Source organism: Klebsiella sp. I138, assembly GCF_051131765.1.
In the GTDB taxonomy this organism is placed as follows: domain Bacteria; phylum Pseudomonadota; class Gammaproteobacteria; order Enterobacterales; family Enterobacteriaceae; genus Klebsiella.
The window spans coordinates 4,705,540-4,727,570 of sequence record NZ_CP180447.1 but is presented as its reverse complement, the minus strand read 5'-3'; the positions used below and the strand labels follow the sequence as shown (position 1 = coordinate 4,727,570).

Here is a 22,031-nt window from a genome sequence, read left to right as displayed (position 1 = left end):
ATCATTCGCCTGAGCGGGGCAGCGGCACAACCGCTTCACGCTTACGTAAGCCACCCCAAAGACGGTGGCCTATGGCGGAATACATCGCGCCCGCAACCACGACAAACGCACCGAGATAACCTAACAGGTTTAACATCGGTCTGGCGAAAACATCGGGCCAGGCCAGTGATAATAAATCTGAAAAAAGCAGCGTAAACAATGGCGTTAAGGTAATTAACGCGCTCACCTGCGCTGCCTGCCAGCGTGCCATGGCTTCCGCCAGCGCACCGTAGCCTACCAGGGTGTTTAACCCGCAGAAAACCAGGCACGCCAGTTGCCAGTCACTTAACGCCAGAACTTGTGAAAGCGTCGCTAACGGCAGCAACGCTATCGTACATAAAGTGTACAGCAAAAAGAGGATCTGCTGTGACGCCAGGCGGCGTAATAACACCTTTTGCGCGACGCCGTAGCTAACCCAGACTGCAGCCGCTGCAACGCCAAATATTACCCCCCACGTGTAATCCGTCAGGCGGGTAAAAATCTCAAACAGGCTGGTGTTGAAAAACATCACCAGCCCGCAAATCAGCATCAATGCCCCCACAACCTGAGTACCGCGCATTTTCTCCTTCAGGATAAACACGCTGGCCACCATCATGCCAACCGGAGACAGTTGTCCGATTACCTGAGAAGCCGTGGGGCTAAGATATTGCAGGGAAGAGCTAAACAGGATGAAGTTACCGAACAGGCCGCCCGTCGCAATGGCCAGAAGCACCAGCCAGCGCGGTTTGCGAAAGAGACGCAGCGGCGGCAGCTTTCCTCTGATAGCCAGAATTGTGCCAAGGCCAATACTCGCCATCAAAAAGCGATAAAACACCACCGTCGGCGGCTCCATCACTTCAAGAACCTGCTTCATTGCAATTGGCAAAGCACCCCAGCACATTGCGGTGGTGAGCGCCAAAAGAATGCCAATGCCGGCCTGCTGCTTCATACCCGTTTTCCCTGCAGAAAAATATCCGGGATTCTAATGTAAAAAGCCCCGCAACACGTTGCGGGGCTTTAATCCGTTACCGGACCACGAAGAACTTACTCAGCAACGATGCTGATGTATTTACGGTTGTTCGGGCCTTTAACTTCAAATTTCACTTTACCGTCTGCTTTAGCAAACAGAGTGTGGTCACGACCGCAACCTACGTTGGTGCCTGCGTGGAATTTGGTGCCACGCTGACGAACGATGATGCTACCCGCCAGAACGGATTCGCCACCGAAACGCTTAACGCCCAGGCGTTTAGCTTCTGAGTCGCGACCGTTACGAGTTGAGCCGCCAGCCTTTTTATGTGCCATTTAAATCTCTCCTCAGGTCTTAGGCGCTGATGCCAGTAATTTTCACATCAGTGAACCACTGACGATGGCCCTGCTGCTTACGGTAGTGTTTACGACGACGAAACTTAACGATTTTAACTTTCTCGCCACGACCGTGAGCAACAACTTCAGCTTTGATTACGCCGCCCTCAACGAAAGGAACGCCGATCTTGATTTCTTCACCGTTTGCGATCATCAGCACTTCAGCGAACTCAACAGCTTCGCCAGTTGCGATGTCCAGCTTTTCCAGGCGAATGGTCTGACCTTCGCTTACTCGGTGTTGTTTACCACCACTTTGGAAAACCGCGTACATATAAAACTCCGCTTCCGCGCACCTCTTCGTGTGATTCAGAGTGCGCTATAAATATTCACAATAGGGCGCGAATATTACGCAAAACGCGAGCCTTTGACAAGAGCGATTAGCGATCAACGCAGAAAAAAAACACAACTTTCACGCTAACGTTTATCTATGGCATTTTTTCAGTACAATCATAGCTTCGTTTAATTCTATCTTAATCCTTCTGTGAACCCACCTGGATTCGCGGTAACAGGACATGTGGCCCGGCTTTTGCGATGAATTTAGAAAAAATCAATGAGTTAACCGCGCAGGATATGGCGGGTGTCAATGCGACAATCCTTGAGCAACTTGACTCAGATGTTCAGCTTATCAATCAGTTAGGCTATTACATCGTTAGCGGAGGCGGTAAACGTATTCGTCCGATGATTGCGGTTCTTGCCGCCCGGGCAGTGGGTTACCAGGGCGACGCGCACGTCACTATTGCCGCGCTGATCGAGTTTATCCATACCGCTACCCTGCTGCATGATGATGTCGTTGATGAATCAGATATGCGTCGTGGCAAGGCGACGGCAAATGCGGCTTTTGGCAACGCAGCCAGCGTACTGGTGGGTGATTTTATCTATACACGCTCTTTCCAGATGATGACCAGCCTCGGCTCGCTGAAGGTGCTGGAAGTCATGTCGAAAGCCGTTAACGTCATTGCTGAAGGCGAAGTGCTGCAGTTGATGAACGTCAACGACCCTGATATCACCGAAGAAAACTACATGCGGGTTATCTACAGCAAAACCGCCCGTCTGTTTGAAGCTGCCGCACAGTGTTCCGGTATTCTGGCCGGCTGTACGGCGGAACAGGAACAAGCACTGCAGGACTACGGTCGCTATCTGGGTACCGCATTCCAGCTGATCGACGATTTGCTGGACTACAGCTCGGATGGCGAGCGTCTTGGCAAAAACGTGGGTGACGATTTAAACGAAGGCAAACCGACGTTACCGTTATTGCATGCCATGCGCCACGGCACACCTGAGCAGTCAGCCATGATTCGTGGGGCGATTGAACAAGGTAACGGGCGCCATCTTCTTGATGCGGTACTGGAAACCATGGCCGCCTGCGGTTCGCTGGAATGGACCCGTCAGCGCGCGGAAGAAGAAGCAGACAAGGCTATTGCCGTTCTTCAGGTGTTACCAGACTCACCGTGGCGTGAAGCGCTTATCGGTCTTGCCCATATTGCGGTTCAGCGCGACCACTAATATCTCCCCTTGCTCCGTTCCCGCAAAAGCGCGGGAACGCGACATAAAGTTCCAGTAACACGTAACCACAGCCCTTAAATTAACAAATTCCGAATATCTTACTCGCTTACAAGAACTTGTTAGAACTTAAATGAACCTGGAGTATAGTCATTCTGTTGCTCACATATCAGGCAAACAGGATCCTTATCACCAGGAGAATTTATGGATAAGTTCATCGATTGGCATCCGGCGGATATCATTGCTGGATTGCATAAAAAAGGGACGTCGCTGGCAGCGGAATCGCGGCGTAACGGCTTAAGTTCTTCCACGCTGGCGAATGCGCTGACCCGACCGTGGCCAAAAGGCGAGCTGATCATTGCAGATGCACTGGGTACCACGCCGTGGATTATCTGGCCCTCACGCTACCACGACCCGGTGACACATCAGTTTATCGACAGAACGCAGATGATACGGCAGAAGAAAGAGCCTACATGAAGGCAGAACGGTGAATGAACAGGACATAACAAAAAAACGGCCCCCGGACACGCGTCAGGGGGCCGTTATCGCTGCAGATTTACTCGCCTTTTACGCGTTCAATATTCGCGCCCAGCGCCTGCAGTTTATCTTCGATACGCTCATATCCACGGTCGATGTGGTAGATGCGATCAACAATCGTTGTCCCTTCAGCAATACACCCGGCCAGAACCAGACTTGCTGACGCACGCAGGTCGGTCGCCATCACCTGAGCACCAGAGAGCTGTGCCACACCGTGGCAAATCGCCGTATTGCTTTCGATCTCCGCGTGTGCGCCCATACGGATCAGTTCCGGAATGTGCATGAAACGGTTTTCAAAGATCGTCTCAGTGATCACGCCGGTACCTTCCGCCACCAGGTTCAGCAGCGTGAACTGCGCCTGCATGTCGGTCGGGAATCCCGGATGTGGCGCGGTGCGTACATTGACAGCTTTCGGACGGTTGCCGTGCATATCCAGGCTAATCCAGTCCTCGCCGATTTCGATATCGGCACCCGCATCGCGCAGCTTAGCCAGTACGGCATCTAACGTATCAGGCTGGGCGTTACGGCAAAGAATTTTACCGCCGGAGATAGCTGCGGCAACCAGGAAAGTACCGGTTTCGATACGGTCAGGCAGAACGCGGTAAACGCCGCCGCCCAGGCGCTCAACGCCTTCGATGGTGATACGGTCAGTCCCCTGACCTTTAATTTTCGCACCCAGCGCAACGAGGAAGTTAGCCGTATCGACGATTTCCGGCTCACGCGCGGCGTTTTCAATAACGGTTGTGCCTTCTGCCAGCGTGGCTGCGCTCATGATGGTGACGGTCGCGCCAACGCTGACCTTATCCATCACAATATGCGCGCCCTTGAGACGTCCATTGACCGACGCCTTGACGTAGCCCTCTTCCAGCTTAATCTCGGCGCCCAGCTGCTCCAGGCCGGTAATGTGCAGGTCAACCGGACGAGCGCCGATAGCGCAGCCGCCAGGCAGTGAAACCTGTCCCTGACCAAAACGCGCTACCAGCGGGCCCAGCGCCCAGATGGAAGCACGCATTGTTTTGACCAGATCGTACGGAGCACAGAAGACATCAACCGGACCCGCATCGATCCAGACTGAACCATTGCGCTTCACTTTAGCGCCGAGCTGGCTCAGCAGTTTCATCGTGGTATCGATGTCTTTCAGTTTTGGTACATTCTGGATCTCAATCGGCTCATCTGCCAGCAGTGCTGCAAAGAGGATCGGCAGGGCGGCGTTTTTCGCACCGGAGATGGTGACCTCACCCTGGAGGCGAGTCGGCCCCTGAACACGGAATTTATCCATTGATTCTGTTCTCTGTTAAGAATTCACATACGCTGCGGGGAACATCCCTGCAGCTTAAAAGCCATTGAGTTTGCGGTCTCGTGCCCATTCTTGCGGGGTATACGCTTTGATCGACAGAGCATGAATGCGATTGTCGGCAATGTATTCCATCAGCGGAGCGTAAACAGTCTGCTGCTTCTTTACCCGGCTCATGCCGTCAAACATCTCACCCACAGCAATAACCTGAAAGTGGCTGCCATCGCCAGAGACGTGGACTTCCTGGAGGGAGAGTGCGTTCATCAGCACGGTCTGAATTTCATGATTTTCCATGGGTTCAAATTTTATCTGGTAGTGAAAATAGCCCAACATCTTAGAGGAAAGTGACGCGGTCTTAAACAAGCAAAAAGCCCCATCGAAAATATTGATGGGGCTTTCAGGATAACCTTAGTAGTAACGCACTGAAAAAACTATGGGATCATATCGGCAGGGAGGTTGTAAAGACTGACCAACGTTTGCAGGTTATCGCTCTTACCGATCAGTTGCGCCTCTCGACCCTGGCGGCGAATTAACGCCACAAGATGCATCAGCAACGCCAGCCCGGCGGTATCCACCCGGGTCACCGTACTCAGGTCGATAACCGACACGCCATCGGTCGCTTGCGCACGGGCGTCCCAGAGCGGGACCAGCAGATCCTGGTCCAGCTCCCCATGCAGCGCCAGTCGCTCGCCATCGCGAGTCCAGCTCAGCTGCCCGGTCATTATTTTTTCTGTTCCAGAGTAATCGGCTGAGCAGAGATCGCTTTGAGCTGCGCGGTCAGACCATCAACGCCTTTGGTACGCAGCAGATCGCTCCACTCGTTTTGTTTGGTGGTAATCATACTCACCCCTTCGGCAATCATGTCGTAAGCCTGCCAGTGACCGGTTTGGGTATTTTTACGCCACTGAAAATCCAGACGAACCGGCGGGCGACCGTTAGGATCGATAATCGTCACGCGAATAGGGATGATTGTCGCATCGCCCAGTGGCTGTTCCGGAGCAATCTGATAGGTTTGACCATGATACATCGCCAGCGCCTGGCCATAGGCCTGCTTCAGATATTCACGGAAAGCGACAAAGTAGGCTTCACGCTGTGCCGGAGTCGCATCTTTGTAATAGCGGCCCAGCACCAGCGCACCAGCATACTTGACCTGAACATACGGCATCAGTTCCTGATCAACGATATCGCGCAGATAGTTCGGGTTAGCCTGAATTTTCGATTGTTCATTTTTCAGGCGATCGAAGGTTTTCTGCGCCGCTTCGTTCATCAGCTTATACGGATTGGACTGATCCGCTGCCGCCGAAGCCGTCAATGGAGCAATCACCAGCATGGCGATCATTAGTAAGCGTTTAAACATATCGTGTCTCTCCTGAAATTAATGCGTCGTGGCAGCCGGCGGCGTTGCGTCAGTATGACTTTCTCCCGCAGCCGAATCATCGCCAGAATTCTTATTGTCACCGCCCTTACTGCTGTAAAGGAACTGCCCAATCAGATCTTCCAGAACCATGGCAGACTTGGTGTCCTGAATGGTTCCGCCATCTTTAAGGATAGACGTACCCAGTTCCGGATCGTCGAAACCGATATTCAGCGCCAGGTATTGTTCTCCCAGCAGGCCTGAGGTACGAATGGCCAGCGAACTGGAATCCGGAATATGGTTGTAGCTCTCGTCAATATCGAGCGCAACGCGCGGCAGGTAGGTTTTCGGGTCCAAGGTAATATCCGCCACCCGGCCCACAACCACGCCGCCGATGCGGACCGGAGAACGCGCCTTCAGCCCACCAATATTGTCAAAGGTGGCATAAATACGATACGTTGGCTCGGTACGTAAAGAGGTCACGTTGGCGGCTTTGAGACAGATAAACAGCGCCGCCAGCAACGCAAGCAGTAAGAACACACCTACCCAGATTTCACTTTTTTTCGTTTGCATGAACTCAATTCCCAAACATCAGCGCAGTCAGCACAAAATCCAGCCCCAGAACCGCCAGCGACGAATGCACCACGGTACGCGTCGTTGCCCGGCTAATCCCGGCGGAAGTGGGGACAGCGTCATAACCGTTAAATAACGCGACCCATGTCACCGTAATAGCGAACACCAGACTCTTAATCAGACAGTTAACCAGATCCATTCGCCAGTCGACGGCGTTTTGCATGGCGGTCCAGAAGAAGCCACTGTCGATACCTTTCCAGCTTACGCCCACCAGCGAGCCCCCCCAGATCCCCACTGCGACAAAAATAATAGTCAACAGCGGCAATGAGATAACGCCCGCCCAGAAGCGAGGAGAAATCACCCGACGCAGCGGATCAACCGCCATCATTTCCATGCTGGAGAGTTGTTCAGTCGCACGCATCAGGCCGATTTCAGCCGTCAGCGCTGAGCCTGCACGCCCGGCAAACAGTAGCGCGGCGACCACCGGCCCCAGCTCACGCAACAGCGATAACGCCACCAGCATGCCCAGACTGGTTTCTGCGCTGTACGTCGTGAGCACCAGATAGCCTTGCAGCCCCAGCACCATGCCGATAAACAGCCCTGACACGATGATAATCAGCATCGATAGCACGCCGACGTTATAAAGCTGACGAATCAGCAACGGCGCATGCTTACGGAACTCTGGCTTGCCCACTACCGCGTTGAAAAGCATTAATCCGGCACGCCCGAAAGCCGCGGTCGTTTTAATTCCCCGGTGTCCGAGTGATGCCAGCACATTTAGCAGCATCAGTTGCTCGCTCCCTTGCCTAATAAATCATGGTGATAATCACCGGCCGGATAGCGGAACGGCACCGGACCGTCGGCAATACCATCAATGAACTGGCGAACCCGCGGGTCGCCGTTTTCACGCAGCGACTGCGCGCTGCCATGCGCCACGATTTTTTTGTCCGCCACGATATACGCGTAATCAGCAATGCTAAGCACTTCCGGCACATCGTGTGACACCACGATACAGGTCACGCCTAGCGTACTGTTTAGCTCTGAAATCAACTTGACCAACACGCCCATGGTGATGGGATCCTGCCCGACAAAAGGTTCATCGAACATAATCAGGTCAGGCTCCAGCGCAATAGCCCTGGCTAAAGCGGCACGGCGCGCCATCCCGCCAGACAGCTCGGAAGGCATTAACTTCGCCGCCCCGCGCAGACCCACCGCTTCAAGCTTCATCATGACGGTCGTATGCAGCAGCGCATCAGGCAGATGCGTATGCTCACGTAGCGGATACGCGACGTTATTGAAAACATTCATATCAGTGAACAGCGCCCCGGACTGGAAGAGCATGCTCATACGCTTACGCACGGTATACAGGCGCGAGCGTGACATCTGCGGCACGTTTTCACCATCGAACAGGATCTCACCTTTGTCCGGCGGGATCTGCCCACCGATCAGGCGCAGCAGCGTCGTTTTACCGATCCCCGATGGTCCCATGATCGCCGTGATCTTACCGCGCGGCACTGACAGCGAGATATCGTCGAAGATGACACGATCGCCGCGAGAGAAGCGGATACCGCGCACTTCGACCAAATTCGCCAGAGTTTGGCTCATAAAATCATCCTTCCTAAACATCCCTCGGGCTAAGCATGGCGCGTACCTTCGCCACAAACCCAACATTTTTACAGAATCTTACCTGCCTGGGTTAGCGAAAGCTGGCATTTGTTTTACTTTTGACAAACATAAAGTCAAAATTAAGAATTCGTTACGCTGCAGATGGATCGGCACAGCGAATCGACGATTATACCTGAAGAAAGGACTTTAGATGCTCTTAGCGACGGCTCTGTTAATAATTGGTTTACTGCTGGTAGTCTACAGCGCCGATCGTCTGGTCTACGCCGCTTCAATACTTTGCCGCATGATAGGGATCCCCCCGCTGATTATCGGGATGACGGTGGTGAGTATCGGCACCAGTCTGCCGGAGATCATCGTTTCCGCCGCCGCGTCCCTGCACGGGCAGACCGATCTGGCGATCGGCACCGCGCTCGGATCCAATATTACCAATATATTATTAATACTCGGCCTCGCCGCCTTGCTGCGCCCATTTACCGTGCATTCTGATATCCTGCGCCGCGAGTTACCGCTAATGTTGCTGGTGAGTTTGCTGGCGAGTTTTGTGCTTTACGATGGCCAGCTGTCGCGTATGGACGGTCTTTTTTTACTGGCGCTCGCCATACTGTGGTTACTGTTTACGATTAAAATCGCCCGTCTTGCTGAGCATCAGGGCAGCGACAGTCTGACCCGGGAACAGATGGCTGAGCTTCCACGTGAAGGTTCGCTTCCCGTTGCGCTGCTCTGGCTGGGCGTTGCCATGATTGTGATGCCCATGGCGACCCGAATGGTCGTAGATAACGCCACCGTGCTGGCAAACTATTTTGCTATTAGCGAACTGACCGTCGGTTTAACGGTGGTCGCCATCGGTACCAGCCTGCCGGAACTGGCTACGGCGATTGCGGGGGCACGAAAAGGGGAAGACGATATCGCCATCGGGAATATCATTGGCGCGAATATCCTGAATATTGCCCTGGTTCTCGGATTGCCAGCGCTGATTGCCCCTGGCGCGTTCGCGCCTGAAGCCTTTACGCGCGACTACGCCGTGATGATGTTCGTCAGCGTCATATTCGCCCTGCTATGCTGGCGTCGCAAACGGCAACCCGGCCGCCTTGTCGGCGTGCTGCTGGTCGGCGGTTTTGTGGTTTGGTTGGCGATGCTGTACTGGGCAGCACCGCTCTTCGTTGAATGAATCGGGATAACATTATGTCGCAAATAGATTTGCCAACGGATTTTGACTTTCAACGGGCAGGGCGTGAAGTTCTGGAAATTGAACGTGAAGGTCTGGCTCAACTCGATCAGTACATAAATGAAGATTTCACTCATGCCTGCGAGAAGATCTTCCGCTGCGCGGGTAAAGTCGTGGTGATGGGGATGGGCAAATCCGGCCATATCGGGCGTAAAATGGCGGCCACGTTTGCCAGCACCGGCACGCCGTCGTTTTTCGTTCACCCCGGCGAAGCTGCTCACGGCGATTTAGGCATGGTGACGCCGAAGGATATTGTTATCGCGCTCTCGAACTCCGGCGAATCGAATGAGATCCTGGCACTGATTCCCGTGCTTAAACGCCAGCAGGTGCCCCTTATCTGCATGACCAGCCGTGCGGAAAGCAGCATGGCGCGTGCGGCAGACATTCACCTTTGCGTGAAGATATTGAAAGAAGCGTGCCCGTTGGGGCTGGCTCCGACCTCCAGCACCACCGCCGCACTGGTGATGGGCGATGCGCTGGCAGTTGCCCTGTTGGAGGCTCGCGGCTTTACCGCCGAAGATTTTGCGCTGTCGCATCCCGGTGGCGCACTGGGCCGTAAGCTGCTGCTGCGGGTCAATGATATTATGCATACGGGTGATGAAATACCGCACGTCAATGTGCAAGCCACCTTGCGCGATGCGTTGCTGGAAATCACACGTAAAAATTTAGGTATGACGGCAATCTGCGATGATGACATGAACATCATCGGTATTTTCACCGATGGCGACCTGCGCCGGGTGTTTGATACCGGCGTTGATATGCGTAATGCCCGTATCGCCGACGTGATGACGCCGGGCGGGATTCGTATTCGCCCCGGTATTCTGGCCGTCGATGCACTGAACCTGATGCAATCTCGCCATATCACCTGTGTGTTAGTTGCCGATGGCGACCGCCTGTTGGGTGTGGTACATATGCACGATCTCCTGCGCGCAGGCGTAGTGTAAGTAAGGATAAAATAATGAATAATGCTGATGCTCTGCAGGCGACCTGCTACGGGCCAGTAAGCCCTGAATTTATCGCGCGGGCGGCAAAGATACGTTTATTGATCCTCGACGTAGACGGCGTACTGTCCGATGGCCTTATCTACATGGGCAACCACGGCGAAGAGCTGAAGGCGTTTAACGTTCGTGATGGTTACGGGATCCGCTGCGCGCTGACTTCAGGCATTGAAGTCGCGATTATTACCGGACGAAAAGCTAAACTAGTAGAAGATCGCTGCCAGACGCTGGGAATAACGCACCTGTATCAGGGGCAGTCCGATAAGCTACTGGCATTTCGTGACTTATTGAACAAGCTGGCCGTTCGTCCGGACGAAGTTGCCTACATCGGCGATGACCTGATTGACTGGCCGGTGATGGCTGAGGTTGGCTTAAGCGTTGCGGTTGCGGATGCGCACCCGCTGCTGTTGCCGAAGGCGGATTATGTCACCCGTATCGACGGTGGACGTGGAGCGGTACGCGAAGTCTGCGATTTGTTACTATTGGCGCAGGGCAAGCTGGATGAGGCCAAAGGGCAATCAATATGAGTAAAACCAGACGTTGGGTTATCATTTTACTGTCGCTGGTCGCGCTGATCCTGATCGGCCTGAATCTGGCGAGTACGGACGATACCACTCTGCAAGAGATCGGTCCTGATGACCCGACCTACACCAGCGAGCATACCGATACTGTTGTTTATACCCCAGAAGGGGCGCTTAACTACCGCTTAATCGCTGAGCATGTAGAGTATTTTTCCGCCCAGGAGCTGTCGTGGTTCACCCGACCGGTGATGACCACATTTGATACCAACAAGGTCCCGACCTGGTCTATCAAAGCGGATAAAGCCAAGCTGACTAAAGACCGCATGCTGTATCTTTACGGCCACGTTGAGGTGGACGCGCTGACTGCGGACTCTCAATTGCGCAAAATTACGACGGATAACGCCCAGATAAACCTGGTGACGCAAGACGTGACCTCCGATGACATGGTGACGTTGTACGGGACAACATTTAATTCCAGCGGCCTGAAAATGCGCGGAAATTTACGCAGCAAAACTGCCGAGCTGATTGAAAAGGTTAGAACCTCTTATGAAATTCAGAACAAACAAACTCAGCCTTAAGATTGCGCTCGCCAGCGCCTTACTGGCCGCCAGCCTGCCGGCGCTGGCAAAAACCGGCGACACCGATCAGCCGATTCACATCGAATCCGATCAGCAGTCGCTGGATATGCAAGGTAATGTTGTCACCTTCACCGGTAATGTCGTCGTCACCCAGGGCACCATTAAAATCAACGCTGATAAGGTTGTGGTGACCCGCCCTGGTGGTGAAAAAGGCAAAGAGGTGATCGACGGTTTCGGTAATCCTGCAACCTTCTACCAGATGCAGGACAACGGCAAACCGGTGAAAGGCCGTGCCGAGAAAATGCACTATGAACTGCAGAACGATTTTGTCGTGCTGACCGGGAATGCACACCTCGACCAGCTCGACAGCAACATCCAGGGCGACAAAATCACCTATCTGGTGAAAGAGCAGAAAATGCAGGCGTTCAGCAATAAAGGCGGGCGCGTGACGACGGTTCTGGTTCCTTCGCAGCTGCAAGACAAAAGTGCCAACCAGCAAAAGAAGGGTAACTAATTCGTTATGGCAACATTAACCGCAAAAAACCTCGCCAAAGCATATAAAGGCCGCCGCGTGGTGGAAGATGTCAGTCTGACCGTGAACTCCGGCGAGATTGTTGGTCTGCTTGGCCCAAACGGGGCCGGTAAAACCACAACCTTCTACATGGTCGTCGGCATTGTGCCGCGCGACGCTGGCAACATCATCATCGATGATGAAGATATCAGCCTGCTGCCGCTGCATGCCCGTGCGCGTCGTGGGATCGGCTATCTGCCCCAGGAAGCGTCCATTTTCCGCCGTCTGAGCGTATACGACAACCTGATGGCCGTTTTGCAGATTCGTGACGATCTCAGCACTGAACAACGTGAAGATCGCGCGAAAGAGCTGATGGAAGAGTTTCACATCGAGCATCTGCGCGACAGCCTGGGACAGGCGCTTTCCGGTGGTGAACGCCGCCGTGTCGAAATCGCCCGTGCGCTGGCCGCCAACCCGAAATTCATTCTGCTGGATGAACCCTTCGCCGGCGTTGACCCCATTTCAGTTATTGATATCAAACGGATCATCGAGCATCTGCGTGACAGCGGCCTTGGCGTGCTGATCACTGACCATAACGTCAGGGAAACGCTGGCCGTTTGCGAACGTGCCTATATCGTCAGCCAGGGCCACCTGATAGCTCACGGAACCCCGCAGGAAATCCTTGAAGACGAGCAGGTTAAGCGCGTGTATCTTGGGGAAGACTTCAGACTCTGATAGGGTAGAGGTTACAGACGTTTTAGCCGGAGATATTAGCCCTGAATATGAAGCAAGGTTTGCAATTAAGGCTAAGCCAACAGCTTGCCATGACGCCACAACTGCAGCAGGCCATCCGCTTGCTGCAGCTGTCCACGTTAGAACTCCAGCAGGAACTCCAGCAGGCGCTGGAGAGTAATCCGCTGCTTGAGCAAACCGATCTTCACGATGAGGTAGAAACCAAAGAGATCGAGGACCGCGAGTCGCTGGATAGCGTCGACGCTCTGGAAAAAAAAGAGATGCCGGAAGAGCTGCCGCTCGACGCCAGCTGGGATGAAATCTACACCGCCGGCACACCGTCAGGCAACGGCGTGGATTACCAGGACGACGAGCTGCCAGTTTATCAAGGCGAAACGACACAAAGTCTGCAGGATTACCTGATGTGGCAGGTCGAGCTGACGCCGTTTACCGATACCGATCGCGCGATTGCCACGTCGATTGTCGATGCCGTGGATGATACCGGCTACCTCACCGTTCGAGTGGAAGATATTGTCGAGAGCATCGACGATGACGAAATCGGCCTCGAAGAAGTTGAAGCGGTACTCAAGCGGATCCAGCGTTTTGATCCGGTCGGCGTAGCGGCAAAAGATCTACGCGACTGTCTGCTGGTCCAGCTTTCACAATACGCCAAAGAGACGCCGTGGCTGGAAGAAGCCCGACTGATCATCAGCGATCATCTCGATCTACTCGCCAACCACGATTTCCGCTCCCTGATGCGCGTCACCCGGCTCAAAGAAGAGGTGCTGAAAGAAGCGGTTAATCTGATCCAGTCCCTCGACCCGCGTCCGGGCCAGTCGATCCAGACCAGCGAACCGGAATACGTCATTCCTGACGTACTGGTGCGTAAAGTCAGCGATCGCTGGGTTGTCGAACTGAACTCAGACAGCATCCCGCGCCTGAAAATCAACCAGCATTACGCGGCCATGGGTAACAGCTCGCGTAATGACGCAGACAGCCAGTTTATCCGCAGCAACCTGCAAGAAGCCCGCTGGTTAATCAAGAGCCTGGAAAGCCGAAACGACACGCTGCTGCGCGTCAGCCGCTGCATCGTCGAACAGCAGCAAGCCTTTTTCGATCGGGGTGAAGAGTTTATGAAACCGATGGTACTGGCGGATATCGCCCAGGCCGTCGAAATGCATGAATCGACTATTTCACGTGTTACCACCCAAAAATATCTGCACAGTCCACGCGGTATTTTTGAGCTGAAATATTTCTTTTCCAGCCATGTTAATACGGAAGGCGGCGGCGAAGCATCGTCGACGGCTATTCGTGCGCTGGTGAAGAAGTTAATCGCCGCGGAGAATCCGGCGAAGCCGTTGAGTGACAGTAAGCTGACCACCATCCTGTCTGAACAGGGTATCATGGTGGCACGCCGTACCGTCGCTAAGTACCGAGAGTCTTTATCCATTCCGCCGTCTAACCAGCGTAAACAACTGGTCTGACACAACCGATAAGGAAGACACTATGCAGCTCAACATTACAGGACACAACGTCGAGATAACCCCTGCACTGCGCGACTTCGTCAACGCGAAGTTCGGCAAACTGGAACAGTTTTTCGACAGGATCAACCAGGTCTATATTGTGTTAAAAGTAGAGAAGGTGACGCAAATCGCGGATGCCAATCTGCATGTCAACGGTGGCGAAATCCATGCCAGTGCGGAAGGGCAGGATATGTATGCCGCCATCGATGGTCTTATCGATAAGCTGGCAAGACAGTTAACAAAACATAAAGATAAACTAAAACAACACTAATTGTCCGGGCGCCGCCCTTGCCTGCCACCGGCTCTCATTGGTGACAGGCAAAGGGCGCGCTCAGGTGAAATTATGATGAACAACGATTCGGCTCTACAACTGAGCAATGTCCTTAACCAGGAATGTACCCGCAGTCAGGTCCACTGCCAGAGCAAAAAACGCGCGCTGGAAATCATCAGTGAGCTGGCAGCAAAACAGTTAGGTTTACCGTCGCAGGTGGTGTTTGAAGCGATCCTCACCCGTGAGAAAATGGGCAGTACCGGGATTGGCAACGGCATTGCTATTCCGCACGGTAAGCTCGAAGAGGATACGCTGCGCGCCGTCGGTGTGTTTGTCCAACTGGAGACGCCGATCGCATTTGATGCCATCGACAACCAGCCGGTCGATCTGCTGTTTGCGCTTCTGGTGCCGGCTGACCAGACCAAAACCCATCTGCATACGCTCTCGCTGGTCGCAAAACGACTCGCGGACAAAACGATATGCCGTCGCCTGCGCGCGGCGCAAAGCGATCAAGAGCTGTATGAGATCATCACCGAAGCGGGAAGCAGCGATGACGTATAACGACAGTCGCCCCCTACTCTTTATCGTACTGAGGAGAAACGGTACATGGTACTGATGATCGTCAGCGGCCGTTCAGGCTCGGGGAAATCCGTCGCTCTGCGGGCGCTGGAAGATATGGGCTTCTACTGCGTAGATAACCTGCCGGTAGTGCTGCTGCCTGAGCTGGCGAGATCGCTGGCCGACAGAAACATATCTGCCGCCGTCAGCATTGACGTGCGTAACATGCCGGAATCGCCGGAGATCTTCGAACAGGCGATGAAAAATCTGCCTGAGGCGTTTTCCCCACAGCTGCTGTTCCTTGATGCTGACCGCAATACGCTGATCCGCCGCTACAGCGATACCCGCCGCCTGCATCCGCTATCGAGCAAAAACCTGTCGCTTGAGAGCGCAATTGACGAAGAGAGCGCCCTGCTGGAACCGCTGCGTTCCCGGGCTGACCTGATCGTCGACACCTCAGAGATGTCGGTACATGAACTGGCGGAAATGCTCCGTACGCGTCTGCTCGGCAAACGCGAACGCGAACTGACCATGGTCTTTGAATCCTTTGGTTTTAAGCACGGTATCCCGATTGATGCTGACTATGTCTTCGACGTACGCTTCTTGCCAAACCCGCACTGGGATCCAAAACTGCGTCCGATGACCGGTCTGGATAAGCCCGTTGCCGCCTTCCTTGACCGGCACACGGAAGTTCACAATTTTATTTACCAGACCCGCAGCTATCTTGAGCTATGGTTACCGATGCTGGAAACCAATAATCGCAGCTATCTGACGGTGGCTATTGGTTGTACCGGCGGTAAACACCGTTCGGTCTACATCGCCGAACAACTGGCTGATTACTTCCGCTCGCGCGGTAAGAACGTGCAGTCTCGCCATCGGACGCTGGAAAAACGCAAATCATGACCGTAAAGCAGATCGTTGAAATCACGAATAAGCTGGGGATGCATGCCCGCCCGGCGATGAAGCTGTTCGAGCTGATGCAAAATTATGATGCTGAAGTCTTGCTACGCAACGACGAAGGGACTGAAGCAGAAGCCAATAGCGTGATTGCCTTGCTCATGCTCGACTCTGCCAAAGGTCGGCAAATCGAGATTGAGGCCAACGGTCCGCAGGAAGTCGAGGCACTGGCTGCGGTCATTGCGCTGTTCAACGCCGGTTTTGACGAAGACTAACCTTTCCAGCCTCTCCCCGGCAGCGTGACGCTGACCGGGGCAAATATTCCCGCCTTTTCCTTAATACAGCTTGTGTGTCTGCATAAATCCTTCTCCGCCTAACTGACGCATCTGGCGTAGGATCCACGCCTGTCGACTGCGCACGTAGCCGGACGGCGCATCGGCCCGAAAGCGAATCGGATTGGGCAATACCGCCGCCAGCAGCGCCGCTTCAGAAGCGCTTAACCGGCTTGCGGGCTTGTGAAAATAGCGCTGCGATGCTGCTTCAACGCCAAACGTCCCTTCGCCAAACTCAGCGATATTCAGATAGACGGTGAGAATGCGCTTTTTGCTCCATACCGTCTCGATACCTACCGTCAGCCCGGCCTCCAGCCCTTTACGCAGCCAGCTCCGACCATCCCATAAAAACAGGTTTTTCGCCGTCTGCTGCGACAGCGTTGATGCGCCGCGAACGCGGTTTTCATTACGTTCATTATGCGCCAGCGCTTTTTCTATCGCCGGGACATCAAAGCCCCAATGGTCAGGGAATTTCTGGTCCTCAGCGGCCATGACCGCCAGCCCCATCCACGGTGAAATCTCGTCCATTCCGACCCAGTCAGAATGGGCGACATAATGAAAATCACCGCTCAGCCAGGCGCCGACCTGGCGTTCCAGCATGACGGAGGAAAACGGAACCGGCAGAATGCTAAAGAGCGCGATGCCGCCGCCCCAAAAGACCGCCGCAATCAGCAGAATACGCAGAAAAAGGCGTTTAATCATGCGGAACGGCGACAAACGTACACTCATGCAGTCAGAACCAACACGCGAGCCACCAGCTTTTCAATTCCGCTTGCCGCTTCCGCAATGTCCTGTGCCAGCATCCAGGCTGGTGTCGTTACGACCTTATGCTCTTCATCGACCACGATATCATCGACCGGACAAGGAACGTGCTCTGCCCCCATTTCTTCCACTACGTCAGCGGTATCAAGATCGGTGCCAATGGTTATCCGCAGCGGGATCGGGAAAATTTTTGGCAGCAGCGCCGGAGCAATGCACATAAAGCCCAGCGGCTTACCCGCCTGATGCATGGCCAGCGTCAGCGCTTTCAGGTCGCTATCGACCAGACATTCAGCCCCCTCGGAAGCAAAGCTGCTGAGGTTCTTCGCCGCACCAAAGCCGCCTGGGACAATCAGCGCATCTAAATCTTCAGCCCGGGCAGTGGCCAGAGGCTGAATATCTCCGCGGGCAATACGCGCCGCCTCAACCAATACGTTGCGGCTTTCAACCATCGGCTCACCGGTCAGGTGGTTGATCACGTCCGTTTGCGCTTTATCGGGGGCAAAGCAAACTGCCTGCGCGCCGCCACGGGCTATCGCCAACAGAGTAATGACCGCTTCATGGATCTCCGTTCCGTCATAAACGCCACAGCCGCTCAATACCACACCAATCTTTTTCATACTGCCAGCTCCTTAGTGCAACTTGCTGAAACCAGTCAAAAATTTTGATTTACTCGCATTGCTTCACATATTTTACTGATTCACGTAACAAATAATTTAAGGTTTGCTATCTTAATGAGCGAGCAAACCAAATCCTCAGGTTGCGCTACGTAAAAATATCTCTAAAAATTCTGGCGCAACGACCAGTTCCCTGGTGTTGGCGCAGTGTTCGCGCACCCCGGTTTATCCGGGGTCATTTTTTATGTGCCGCCGCAACCCACGCTTTCAGCACGGCCACATCGTTCTGCCACTCGGATTTCATCTCTTCGACCCATTCGCCAACATTATCTGACCACGCTGGCAGGTCCGGAGTCTGAATCTGCTGCCCAAGCTGTTGAATATGTCGCAGGCCGATAGACCCCGCCGCCCCTTTAATCTTGTGCCCTTCATCAACGATCCCTTTCTGGTCGCGGGCGGTCAGATTAGACTCCAGCACCGCCATATAGCCCGGCATCATTTTCTCGAAAACCGCCAGCCCATCGTTGATAAGCTTCGGCCCCACCAGCTCGATATACTGCTCAAGCATCGGAATATCCAGCACGGATTCTGACTTACTCGCATCAACGGTCGGCATTTCGATCTCATCCTCTTCCGGTGAATCCCAGAACTTTTTAATAATAGCGGTGAGCGCCGGCACCGATAGCGGCTTGCTCAGCACGTCATCCATTCCGGCATCGAGATACTCTTTTTTATTCTTCAGGACGTTGGCGGTCAGGGCAACCAGCGGCGGCAGTTCATCGGCAGCAAAGTGCTGTTTAAGATGGCGAGAAATATCCAGCCCCGTCATATCCGGCAGCTGAATATCCAGCAGCACCAGGTCATATTCACCCGGCTTAAACATCTCCAGCGCGGCCTTACCGGTCATCGCCACATCGACGCTGTTACCCAGTTTCTCCAGCACCGAACGCGCGACAATCACGTTGAGCTCGATATCTTCAACTAACAGCACGTTGAGTGCCGGCAGGGGCATCTCATCATCGGTCAGCATATCTTCCACTTCTTCAGCTACCGCAGGCGCATGCACGGTCAGTGTAAACGTTGCGCCCTGGCCCGGCAGGCTGGAGACATTAATGTCGCCGCCCATATTGCGCGCCAGGCGACGCGAAACGGCAAGGCCAATTCCCGTCCCCGTCGCCGGTTTGCCGCCGTGGCTGTCTTTCACCTGATAATACATGGCGAAAATCTTATCCTGCTCGTCCTGGGGGATCCCGATACCGGAGTCTTCTACTTCAAAATGCAGAATATCGCCTTCATCGTAGCGAACGCGGACGGTGACGTTTCCGCCCTGCGGCGTAAATTTGACGGCATTGCTGATGAGGTTCCACAGGATCTGTCGCAGGCGCGTCCCATCGGTCACGACCTTGTGCGGCAACGGCAGCGCCGGATCCAACACGAAGCGTAGCCCTTTCTGCTGCGCCTGCAGGCCAGAAAGGTTCTCCAGGTCGGCAAGGAAGCCGGTAAAGTCGACCTGCTGGTTATCCAGCTGAACTTTACGCCGCTCCATTTTATCCATATCAATAATATCGTTGAAAATATTCCCCAGCGTTACCGCGGAAACATGGATAGTTTTGAGGTACTTTTCCTGCTCGCTGGTCAGGTCGGTATCCAGCAGGATACGGCTAAGCCCCACGATGCCATTAAGCGGCGTACGCAGTTCGTGGCTAATCGTTGAGATAAACGTAGTCTTGTCGCGGCTGGCGCGCTCCAGCGCATCCTGGTAGCGCTTACGCTCGGTAATATCGCGACCAAAGCCCATCAGGCCACGGCGCTTGCCGACGCGGTCATAGTAGGGGACCTTACGGATTTCAAAGCAGGCTTTACGCCCGTCCGGGTAATCCAGCCACTGTTCGTAGGTCAACGACACGTTATGGCGGAAGACTTTTTCGTCCGTCTCCAGCACTTTGACCGCCGCTTCTTCGTTATAGACATCCTGAGGTTTCAGGTGGATAAGCTGTTTTTCGCTTTTCCCGGTCAGCAGTTCCATCGCCCGGTTACAGCCGGAAAACTCTTTATCTTCATTACGATAAAAAACCAGGTCCGGTGAGGCATCAAGGAAAGAACGGAGGAAGGAGGATTGCTGTTCCAGCTGAATTTGCGTCTCTTCGCGCTCTTTCATCTCAATCTTCAGCTGCTCCAGCGTGGTCTCGCGCTCAGCTTCTGCTTTCTCACGCTCGCCAATCTCCTGATTGAGCTGCGCGATATTGTCTTTGAGCTGCACGTTGAGCTTCAGGTCCCGCTCACGCATCTCTTCCAGTTTTTCAACCAGCCGGGAAAGGCGCTGACGCGACTCTTCCAGCTGTTCCACGACCACCGACAGAAAGTAGACGGCCCAGGGGGTGATAAGCAGGCCAAAGAAGATGGAGCGGATCACATCAATACTTTCAACCTGACCGTGCAGGACCATCGTGACGGCCATCTGCACCACAATCGCCAGAACCACCAGGGCGAGGGCCAACAGCATGGAAAAACGCACCAGACCCAGCTTCATCATCAGGTCGACATAGTACTGCGCCAGCATACGGATTTGCTTCATAAGGGATTCCTTCGCGACAACTCCGCACAATAATACCCAATTCTGAGCAATACGCTGTAAGTTGTGCAAAAAATGCGGGGGCCCTTACTCTAAAGCGCTGTGTGGTACCCAGGCTCGTCCCAGCGCCGAGCCCTGGACACCGTGTTGATTCAGATAGCGGTCAAGTTCAACCATTCCGGTCCAGCGGTTTTCACACCACAGGGGAGCCAGCAGCGTCGGGCGTCTGGCGCTGGCTGAAATACGGTGATAAATCACCTCAGGCGGGGTGTGGCGAATCATCTCTCCGGCGATGCGCGTATATTCATCCAGCGCGATCGCCTCCAGTCGCCCCGCCTGCCAGGCTTTGGCCATTGTACTTCCGGTCACGATATGCAGCGGATGCAGTTTGATACCATCCACGCCAGTGTCCACAACCTGCTCCAGCGTTTGCAGACAATGATTCTGCACCTCGCCCGGCAGGCCGACTATCAAATGTGCACAGACCTTTAGCCCGCGTTCACGCGCCAGGCGAGTCGTACGTTGATAGCAGGCAAAATCATGGCCACGATTAATCCGCCGCAGCGTTTTGTCGTGCGCCGTCTGTAGGCCTAACTCCAGCCACACTTCGTAACCCTGCTCCCGGTATTCACTGAGCAGATCGAGCACCGCCTCCGGGACACAATCCGGACGAGTGCCAACGCACAGCCCGACAATATTGGCCTGGCTCACCGCCTGCTGATACATCGAACGCAGCACCTGGACTTCCGCAAACGTACTGGTGTAAGCCTGGAAGTAAGCCAGATAGCGCCTCGCGCGGTTAACCCGCTGCGCCTGATGCGCCAGCTGTTCTGCAATGGAGTGGTGCTGCTGCTCTTCGTCAGCAAAAGAGGCTACGTTGCAGAACGTACAGCCTCCGCGACCGATAGTGCCATCGCGATTCGGACAGCTAAAACCACCATGCAGCGTCAGTTTATGGACTTTTTCGCCATAGCGCCGCGAAAGATCCCCACCAAACATATTGACTAATTTTTGTAACTGCATAATCTGATAGACCGGCCTGAATAAAGGGGCCAAGCCTGCCATTTTTAGCCACCGACGGCGATGACCTGGATCAATCGTCAGCGCGGCCGCTCAGCTCATTGCATAAACAATCAAGATAACTGCAATTTCATTCACCCAATATGTAATGACTTTTCCTTATACTTAACCTCTGGTTTGCCATTATCTTCATCAGGGCTAAAAACAGTGTTATTTCCCGCCTGTAAGACAACAGGTAGATAAATACTCTGCAATAAATAGCCACTTCAGCACAGATCGATAATGTTACGCTATCGATATAGTGAGACAGATCACACTAGATTATGCTTCCCGCTGCGTTTCATTACCGTTTAAAAACCATCATTTTCCTTAACAATCATAACATTAAATACCTCATAGCACATTTTCGTATAAATAAGATTGCCATTTGACGTAAGTGCGGATTCCCGATAACTTGGGAATCCGCTGGAAGCTTTCTGGATGAGCACTCTGCTCATCATATTTATGCAGTAATTGAGATTCCCTCTTACAGCAAGTCCTCAAACTTGCGTACCGATGCGAAAAGGATTTAAAGAGGGCGAATGCGAGGTGCAAACCCCGTCGCCATGCTCTTTCTGTGCCCGTGCGCAATCGGTATCGGAGGGTGTCCCGTA

Annotated in this window: 27 protein-coding genes; 13 read left to right on the top strand and 14 right to left on the bottom strand. The window is 53.8% G+C overall.

Annotation, left to right across the window (positions count from 1 at the left end):
• Position 1: 1 nt before the first annotated feature.
• The 3 genes from ACMYSK_RS22130 to rplU all read right to left on the bottom strand — a co-directional run bounded on the left by ACMYSK_RS22130 (position 2) and on the right by rplU (position 1,651).
• A complete protein-coding gene (locus ACMYSK_RS22130) occupies positions 2 to 967 on the bottom strand; it encodes a DMT family transporter (RefSeq protein WP_434638520.1) in 966 nt (321 codons plus the stop codon).
• Positions 968 to 1,062: 95 nt separating this feature from the next.
• A complete protein-coding gene (rpmA, locus tag ACMYSK_RS22125; RefSeq protein ID WP_003861831.1) occupies positions 1,063 to 1,320 on the bottom strand; it encodes a 50S ribosomal protein L27 in 258 nt (85 codons plus the stop codon).
• 19 nt (positions 1,321 to 1,339) lie between these two features.
• The gene (gene rplU, locus ACMYSK_RS22120; RefSeq protein WP_004106123.1) at positions 1,340 to 1,651 is read right to left on the bottom strand and encodes a 50S ribosomal protein L21; all 312 of its coding nucleotides are present in this window, start codon (positions 1,649 to 1,651) and stop codon (positions 1,340 to 1,342) included.
• A gap of 260 nt (positions 1,652 to 1,911) precedes the next feature.
• On the opposite strand from rplU, the gene ispB reads away from it, so the two are divergent.
• Positions 1,912 to 2,883, top strand: coding sequence for an octaprenyl diphosphate synthase (gene ispB / locus ACMYSK_RS22115; RefSeq protein ID WP_434638519.1), 972 nt, complete (start codon positions 1,912 to 1,914; stop codon positions 2,881 to 2,883).
• Between the two features lie 201 nt (positions 2,884 to 3,084).
• Positions 3,085 to 3,357 carry a DNA-binding transcriptional regulator SfsB gene (gene sfsB / locus ACMYSK_RS22110; RefSeq protein WP_434638518.1) on the top strand — a complete coding sequence of 91 codons (273 nt, stop codon included), beginning with the start codon at positions 3,085 to 3,087 and terminating at the stop codon, positions 3,355 to 3,357.
• Positions 3,358 to 3,436: 79 nt separating this feature from the next.
• On the opposite strand, the gene murA is transcribed toward sfsB, so the two are convergent.
• The 7 genes from murA to mlaF form a co-directional block, all read right to left on the bottom strand.
• On the bottom strand, positions 3,437 to 4,696 hold the full coding sequence (gene murA, locus ACMYSK_RS22105; protein WP_434638517.1) for a UDP-N-acetylglucosamine 1-carboxyvinyltransferase: 1,260 nt from the start codon (positions 4,694 to 4,696) through the stop codon (positions 3,437 to 3,439).
• A gap of 54 nt (positions 4,697 to 4,750) precedes the next feature.
• Entirely contained in the window at positions 4,751 to 5,005 is a 255-nt protein-coding gene (gene ibaG, locus ACMYSK_RS22100) for a BolA family iron metabolism protein IbaG (RefSeq protein ID WP_434644276.1), read from the bottom strand.
• A 137-nt stretch (positions 5,006 to 5,142) separates the two neighbouring features.
• Positions 5,143 to 5,433: a lipid asymmetry maintenance protein MlaB gene (mlaB, locus tag ACMYSK_RS22095; RefSeq protein ID WP_434638516.1), complete on the bottom strand. Its 291-nt coding sequence runs from the start codon at positions 5,431 to 5,433 to the stop codon at positions 5,143 to 5,145.
• Positions 5,433 to 6,068 carry a phospholipid-binding protein MlaC gene (mlaC, locus tag ACMYSK_RS22090; RefSeq protein WP_434638515.1) on the bottom strand — a complete coding sequence of 212 codons (636 nt, stop codon included), beginning with the start codon at positions 6,066 to 6,068 and terminating at the stop codon, positions 5,433 to 5,435. Before mlaC ends, mlaB begins: the two co-directional genes overlap by 1 nt.
• An 18-nt stretch (positions 6,069 to 6,086) precedes the next feature.
• Complete coding sequence (gene mlaD, locus ACMYSK_RS22085; protein WP_434638514.1) at positions 6,087 to 6,638, bottom strand: outer membrane lipid asymmetry maintenance protein MlaD; 552 nt, start codon at positions 6,636 to 6,638, stop codon at positions 6,087 to 6,089.
• A 4-nt stretch (positions 6,639 to 6,642) separates the two neighbouring features.
• Positions 6,643 to 7,425 carry a lipid asymmetry maintenance ABC transporter permease subunit MlaE gene (mlaE, locus tag ACMYSK_RS22080; protein ID WP_434638513.1) on the bottom strand — a complete coding sequence of 261 codons (783 nt, stop codon included), beginning with the start codon at positions 7,423 to 7,425 and terminating at the stop codon, positions 6,643 to 6,645.
• Complete coding sequence (mlaF, locus tag ACMYSK_RS22075; RefSeq protein WP_434638512.1) at positions 7,425 to 8,243, bottom strand: phospholipid ABC transporter ATP-binding protein MlaF; 819 nt, start codon at positions 8,241 to 8,243, stop codon at positions 7,425 to 7,427. The genes mlaE and mlaF overlap by 1 nt, the downstream gene beginning before the upstream one ends.
• Positions 8,244 to 8,454: 211 nt before the next feature.
• Here mlaF and ACMYSK_RS22070 point away from each other — a divergent pair, with 211 nt between their 5' ends.
• From ACMYSK_RS22070 to npr, 11 genes are all read left to right on the top strand, one after another.
• On the top strand, positions 8,455 to 9,432 hold the full coding sequence (locus ACMYSK_RS22070; protein WP_434638511.1) for a calcium/sodium antiporter: 978 nt from the start codon (positions 8,455 to 8,457) through the stop codon (positions 9,430 to 9,432).
• Positions 9,429 to 10,433 (top strand): arabinose-5-phosphate isomerase KdsD, encoded by a 1,005-nt coding sequence (kdsD, locus tag ACMYSK_RS22065; protein WP_434638510.1) that lies wholly within the window; start codon positions 9,429 to 9,431, stop codon positions 10,431 to 10,433. Before ACMYSK_RS22070 ends, kdsD begins: the two co-directional genes overlap by 4 nt.
• A gap of 14 nt (positions 10,434 to 10,447) precedes the next feature.
• The gene (kdsC, locus tag ACMYSK_RS22060; RefSeq protein WP_434638509.1) at positions 10,448 to 11,014 is read left to right on the top strand and encodes a 3-deoxy-manno-octulosonate-8-phosphatase KdsC; all 567 of its coding nucleotides are present in this window, start codon (positions 10,448 to 10,450) and stop codon (positions 11,012 to 11,014) included.
• The gene (gene lptC / locus ACMYSK_RS22055; RefSeq protein ID WP_434638508.1) at positions 11,011 to 11,586 is read left to right on the top strand and encodes an LPS export ABC transporter periplasmic protein LptC; all 576 of its coding nucleotides are present in this window, start codon (positions 11,011 to 11,013) and stop codon (positions 11,584 to 11,586) included. The genes kdsC and lptC overlap by 4 nt, the downstream gene beginning before the upstream one ends.
• Positions 11,555 to 12,100: a lipopolysaccharide ABC transporter substrate-binding protein LptA gene (lptA, locus tag ACMYSK_RS22050; protein ID WP_434638507.1), complete on the top strand. Its 546-nt coding sequence runs from the start codon at positions 11,555 to 11,557 to the stop codon at positions 12,098 to 12,100. The genes lptC and lptA overlap by 32 nt, the downstream gene beginning before the upstream one ends.
• A 6-nt stretch (positions 12,101 to 12,106) precedes the next feature.
• Positions 12,107 to 12,832, top strand: coding sequence for an LPS export ABC transporter ATP-binding protein (gene lptB / locus ACMYSK_RS22045; protein ID WP_434638506.1), 726 nt, complete (start codon positions 12,107 to 12,109; stop codon positions 12,830 to 12,832).
• Positions 12,833 to 12,879: 47 nt separating this feature from the next.
• Positions 12,880 to 14,313, top strand: coding sequence for an RNA polymerase factor sigma-54 (gene rpoN, locus ACMYSK_RS22040; protein ID WP_434638505.1), 1,434 nt, complete (start codon positions 12,880 to 12,882; stop codon positions 14,311 to 14,313).
• A gap of 22 nt (positions 14,314 to 14,335) precedes the next feature.
• Entirely contained in the window at positions 14,336 to 14,623 is a 288-nt protein-coding gene (hpf, locus tag ACMYSK_RS22035; RefSeq protein ID WP_434638504.1) for a ribosome hibernation promoting factor, read from the top strand.
• 72 nt (positions 14,624 to 14,695) lie between these two features.
• Positions 14,696 to 15,184 carry a PTS IIA-like nitrogen regulatory protein PtsN gene (ptsN, locus tag ACMYSK_RS22030; RefSeq protein ID WP_434638503.1) on the top strand — a complete coding sequence of 163 codons (489 nt, stop codon included), beginning with the start codon at positions 14,696 to 14,698 and terminating at the stop codon, positions 15,182 to 15,184.
• Between the two features lie 45 nt (positions 15,185 to 15,229).
• Complete coding sequence (gene rapZ / locus ACMYSK_RS22025; RefSeq protein WP_004868172.1) at positions 15,230 to 16,084, top strand: RNase adapter RapZ; 855 nt, start codon at positions 15,230 to 15,232, stop codon at positions 16,082 to 16,084.
• Entirely contained in the window at positions 16,081 to 16,353 is a 273-nt protein-coding gene (gene npr / locus ACMYSK_RS22020; protein WP_004868176.1) for a PTS phosphocarrier protein NPr, read from the top strand. The genes rapZ and npr overlap by 4 nt, the downstream gene beginning before the upstream one ends.
• 60 nt (positions 16,354 to 16,413) lie before the next feature.
• Here npr and mtgA read toward each other — a convergent pair whose 3' ends face one another.
• The 4 genes from mtgA to ACMYSK_RS22000 all read right to left on the bottom strand — a co-directional run bounded on the left by mtgA (position 16,414) and on the right by ACMYSK_RS22000 (position 21,381).
• The gene (gene mtgA / locus ACMYSK_RS22015) at positions 16,414 to 17,139 is read right to left on the bottom strand and encodes a monofunctional biosynthetic peptidoglycan transglycosylase (RefSeq protein WP_434638502.1); all 726 of its coding nucleotides are present in this window, start codon (positions 17,137 to 17,139) and stop codon (positions 16,414 to 16,416) included.
• Positions 17,136 to 17,789: an isoprenoid biosynthesis glyoxalase ElbB gene (gene elbB / locus ACMYSK_RS22010; protein ID WP_434638501.1), complete on the bottom strand. Its 654-nt coding sequence runs from the start codon at positions 17,787 to 17,789 to the stop codon at positions 17,136 to 17,138. The genes mtgA and elbB overlap by 4 nt, the downstream gene beginning before the upstream one ends.
• Before the next feature lie 232 nt (positions 17,790 to 18,021).
• Positions 18,022 to 20,361, bottom strand: a complete 2,340-nt coding sequence (gene arcB, locus ACMYSK_RS22005) for an aerobic respiration two-component sensor histidine kinase ArcB (protein WP_434638500.1) — start codon at positions 20,359 to 20,361, stop codon at positions 18,022 to 18,024.
• 84 nt (positions 20,362 to 20,445) lie between these two features.
• A complete protein-coding gene (locus tag ACMYSK_RS22000; RefSeq protein ID WP_434638499.1) occupies positions 20,446 to 21,381 on the bottom strand; it encodes a TIGR01212 family radical SAM protein in 936 nt (311 codons plus the stop codon).
• Positions 21,382 to 22,031 lie beyond the last annotated feature (650 nt).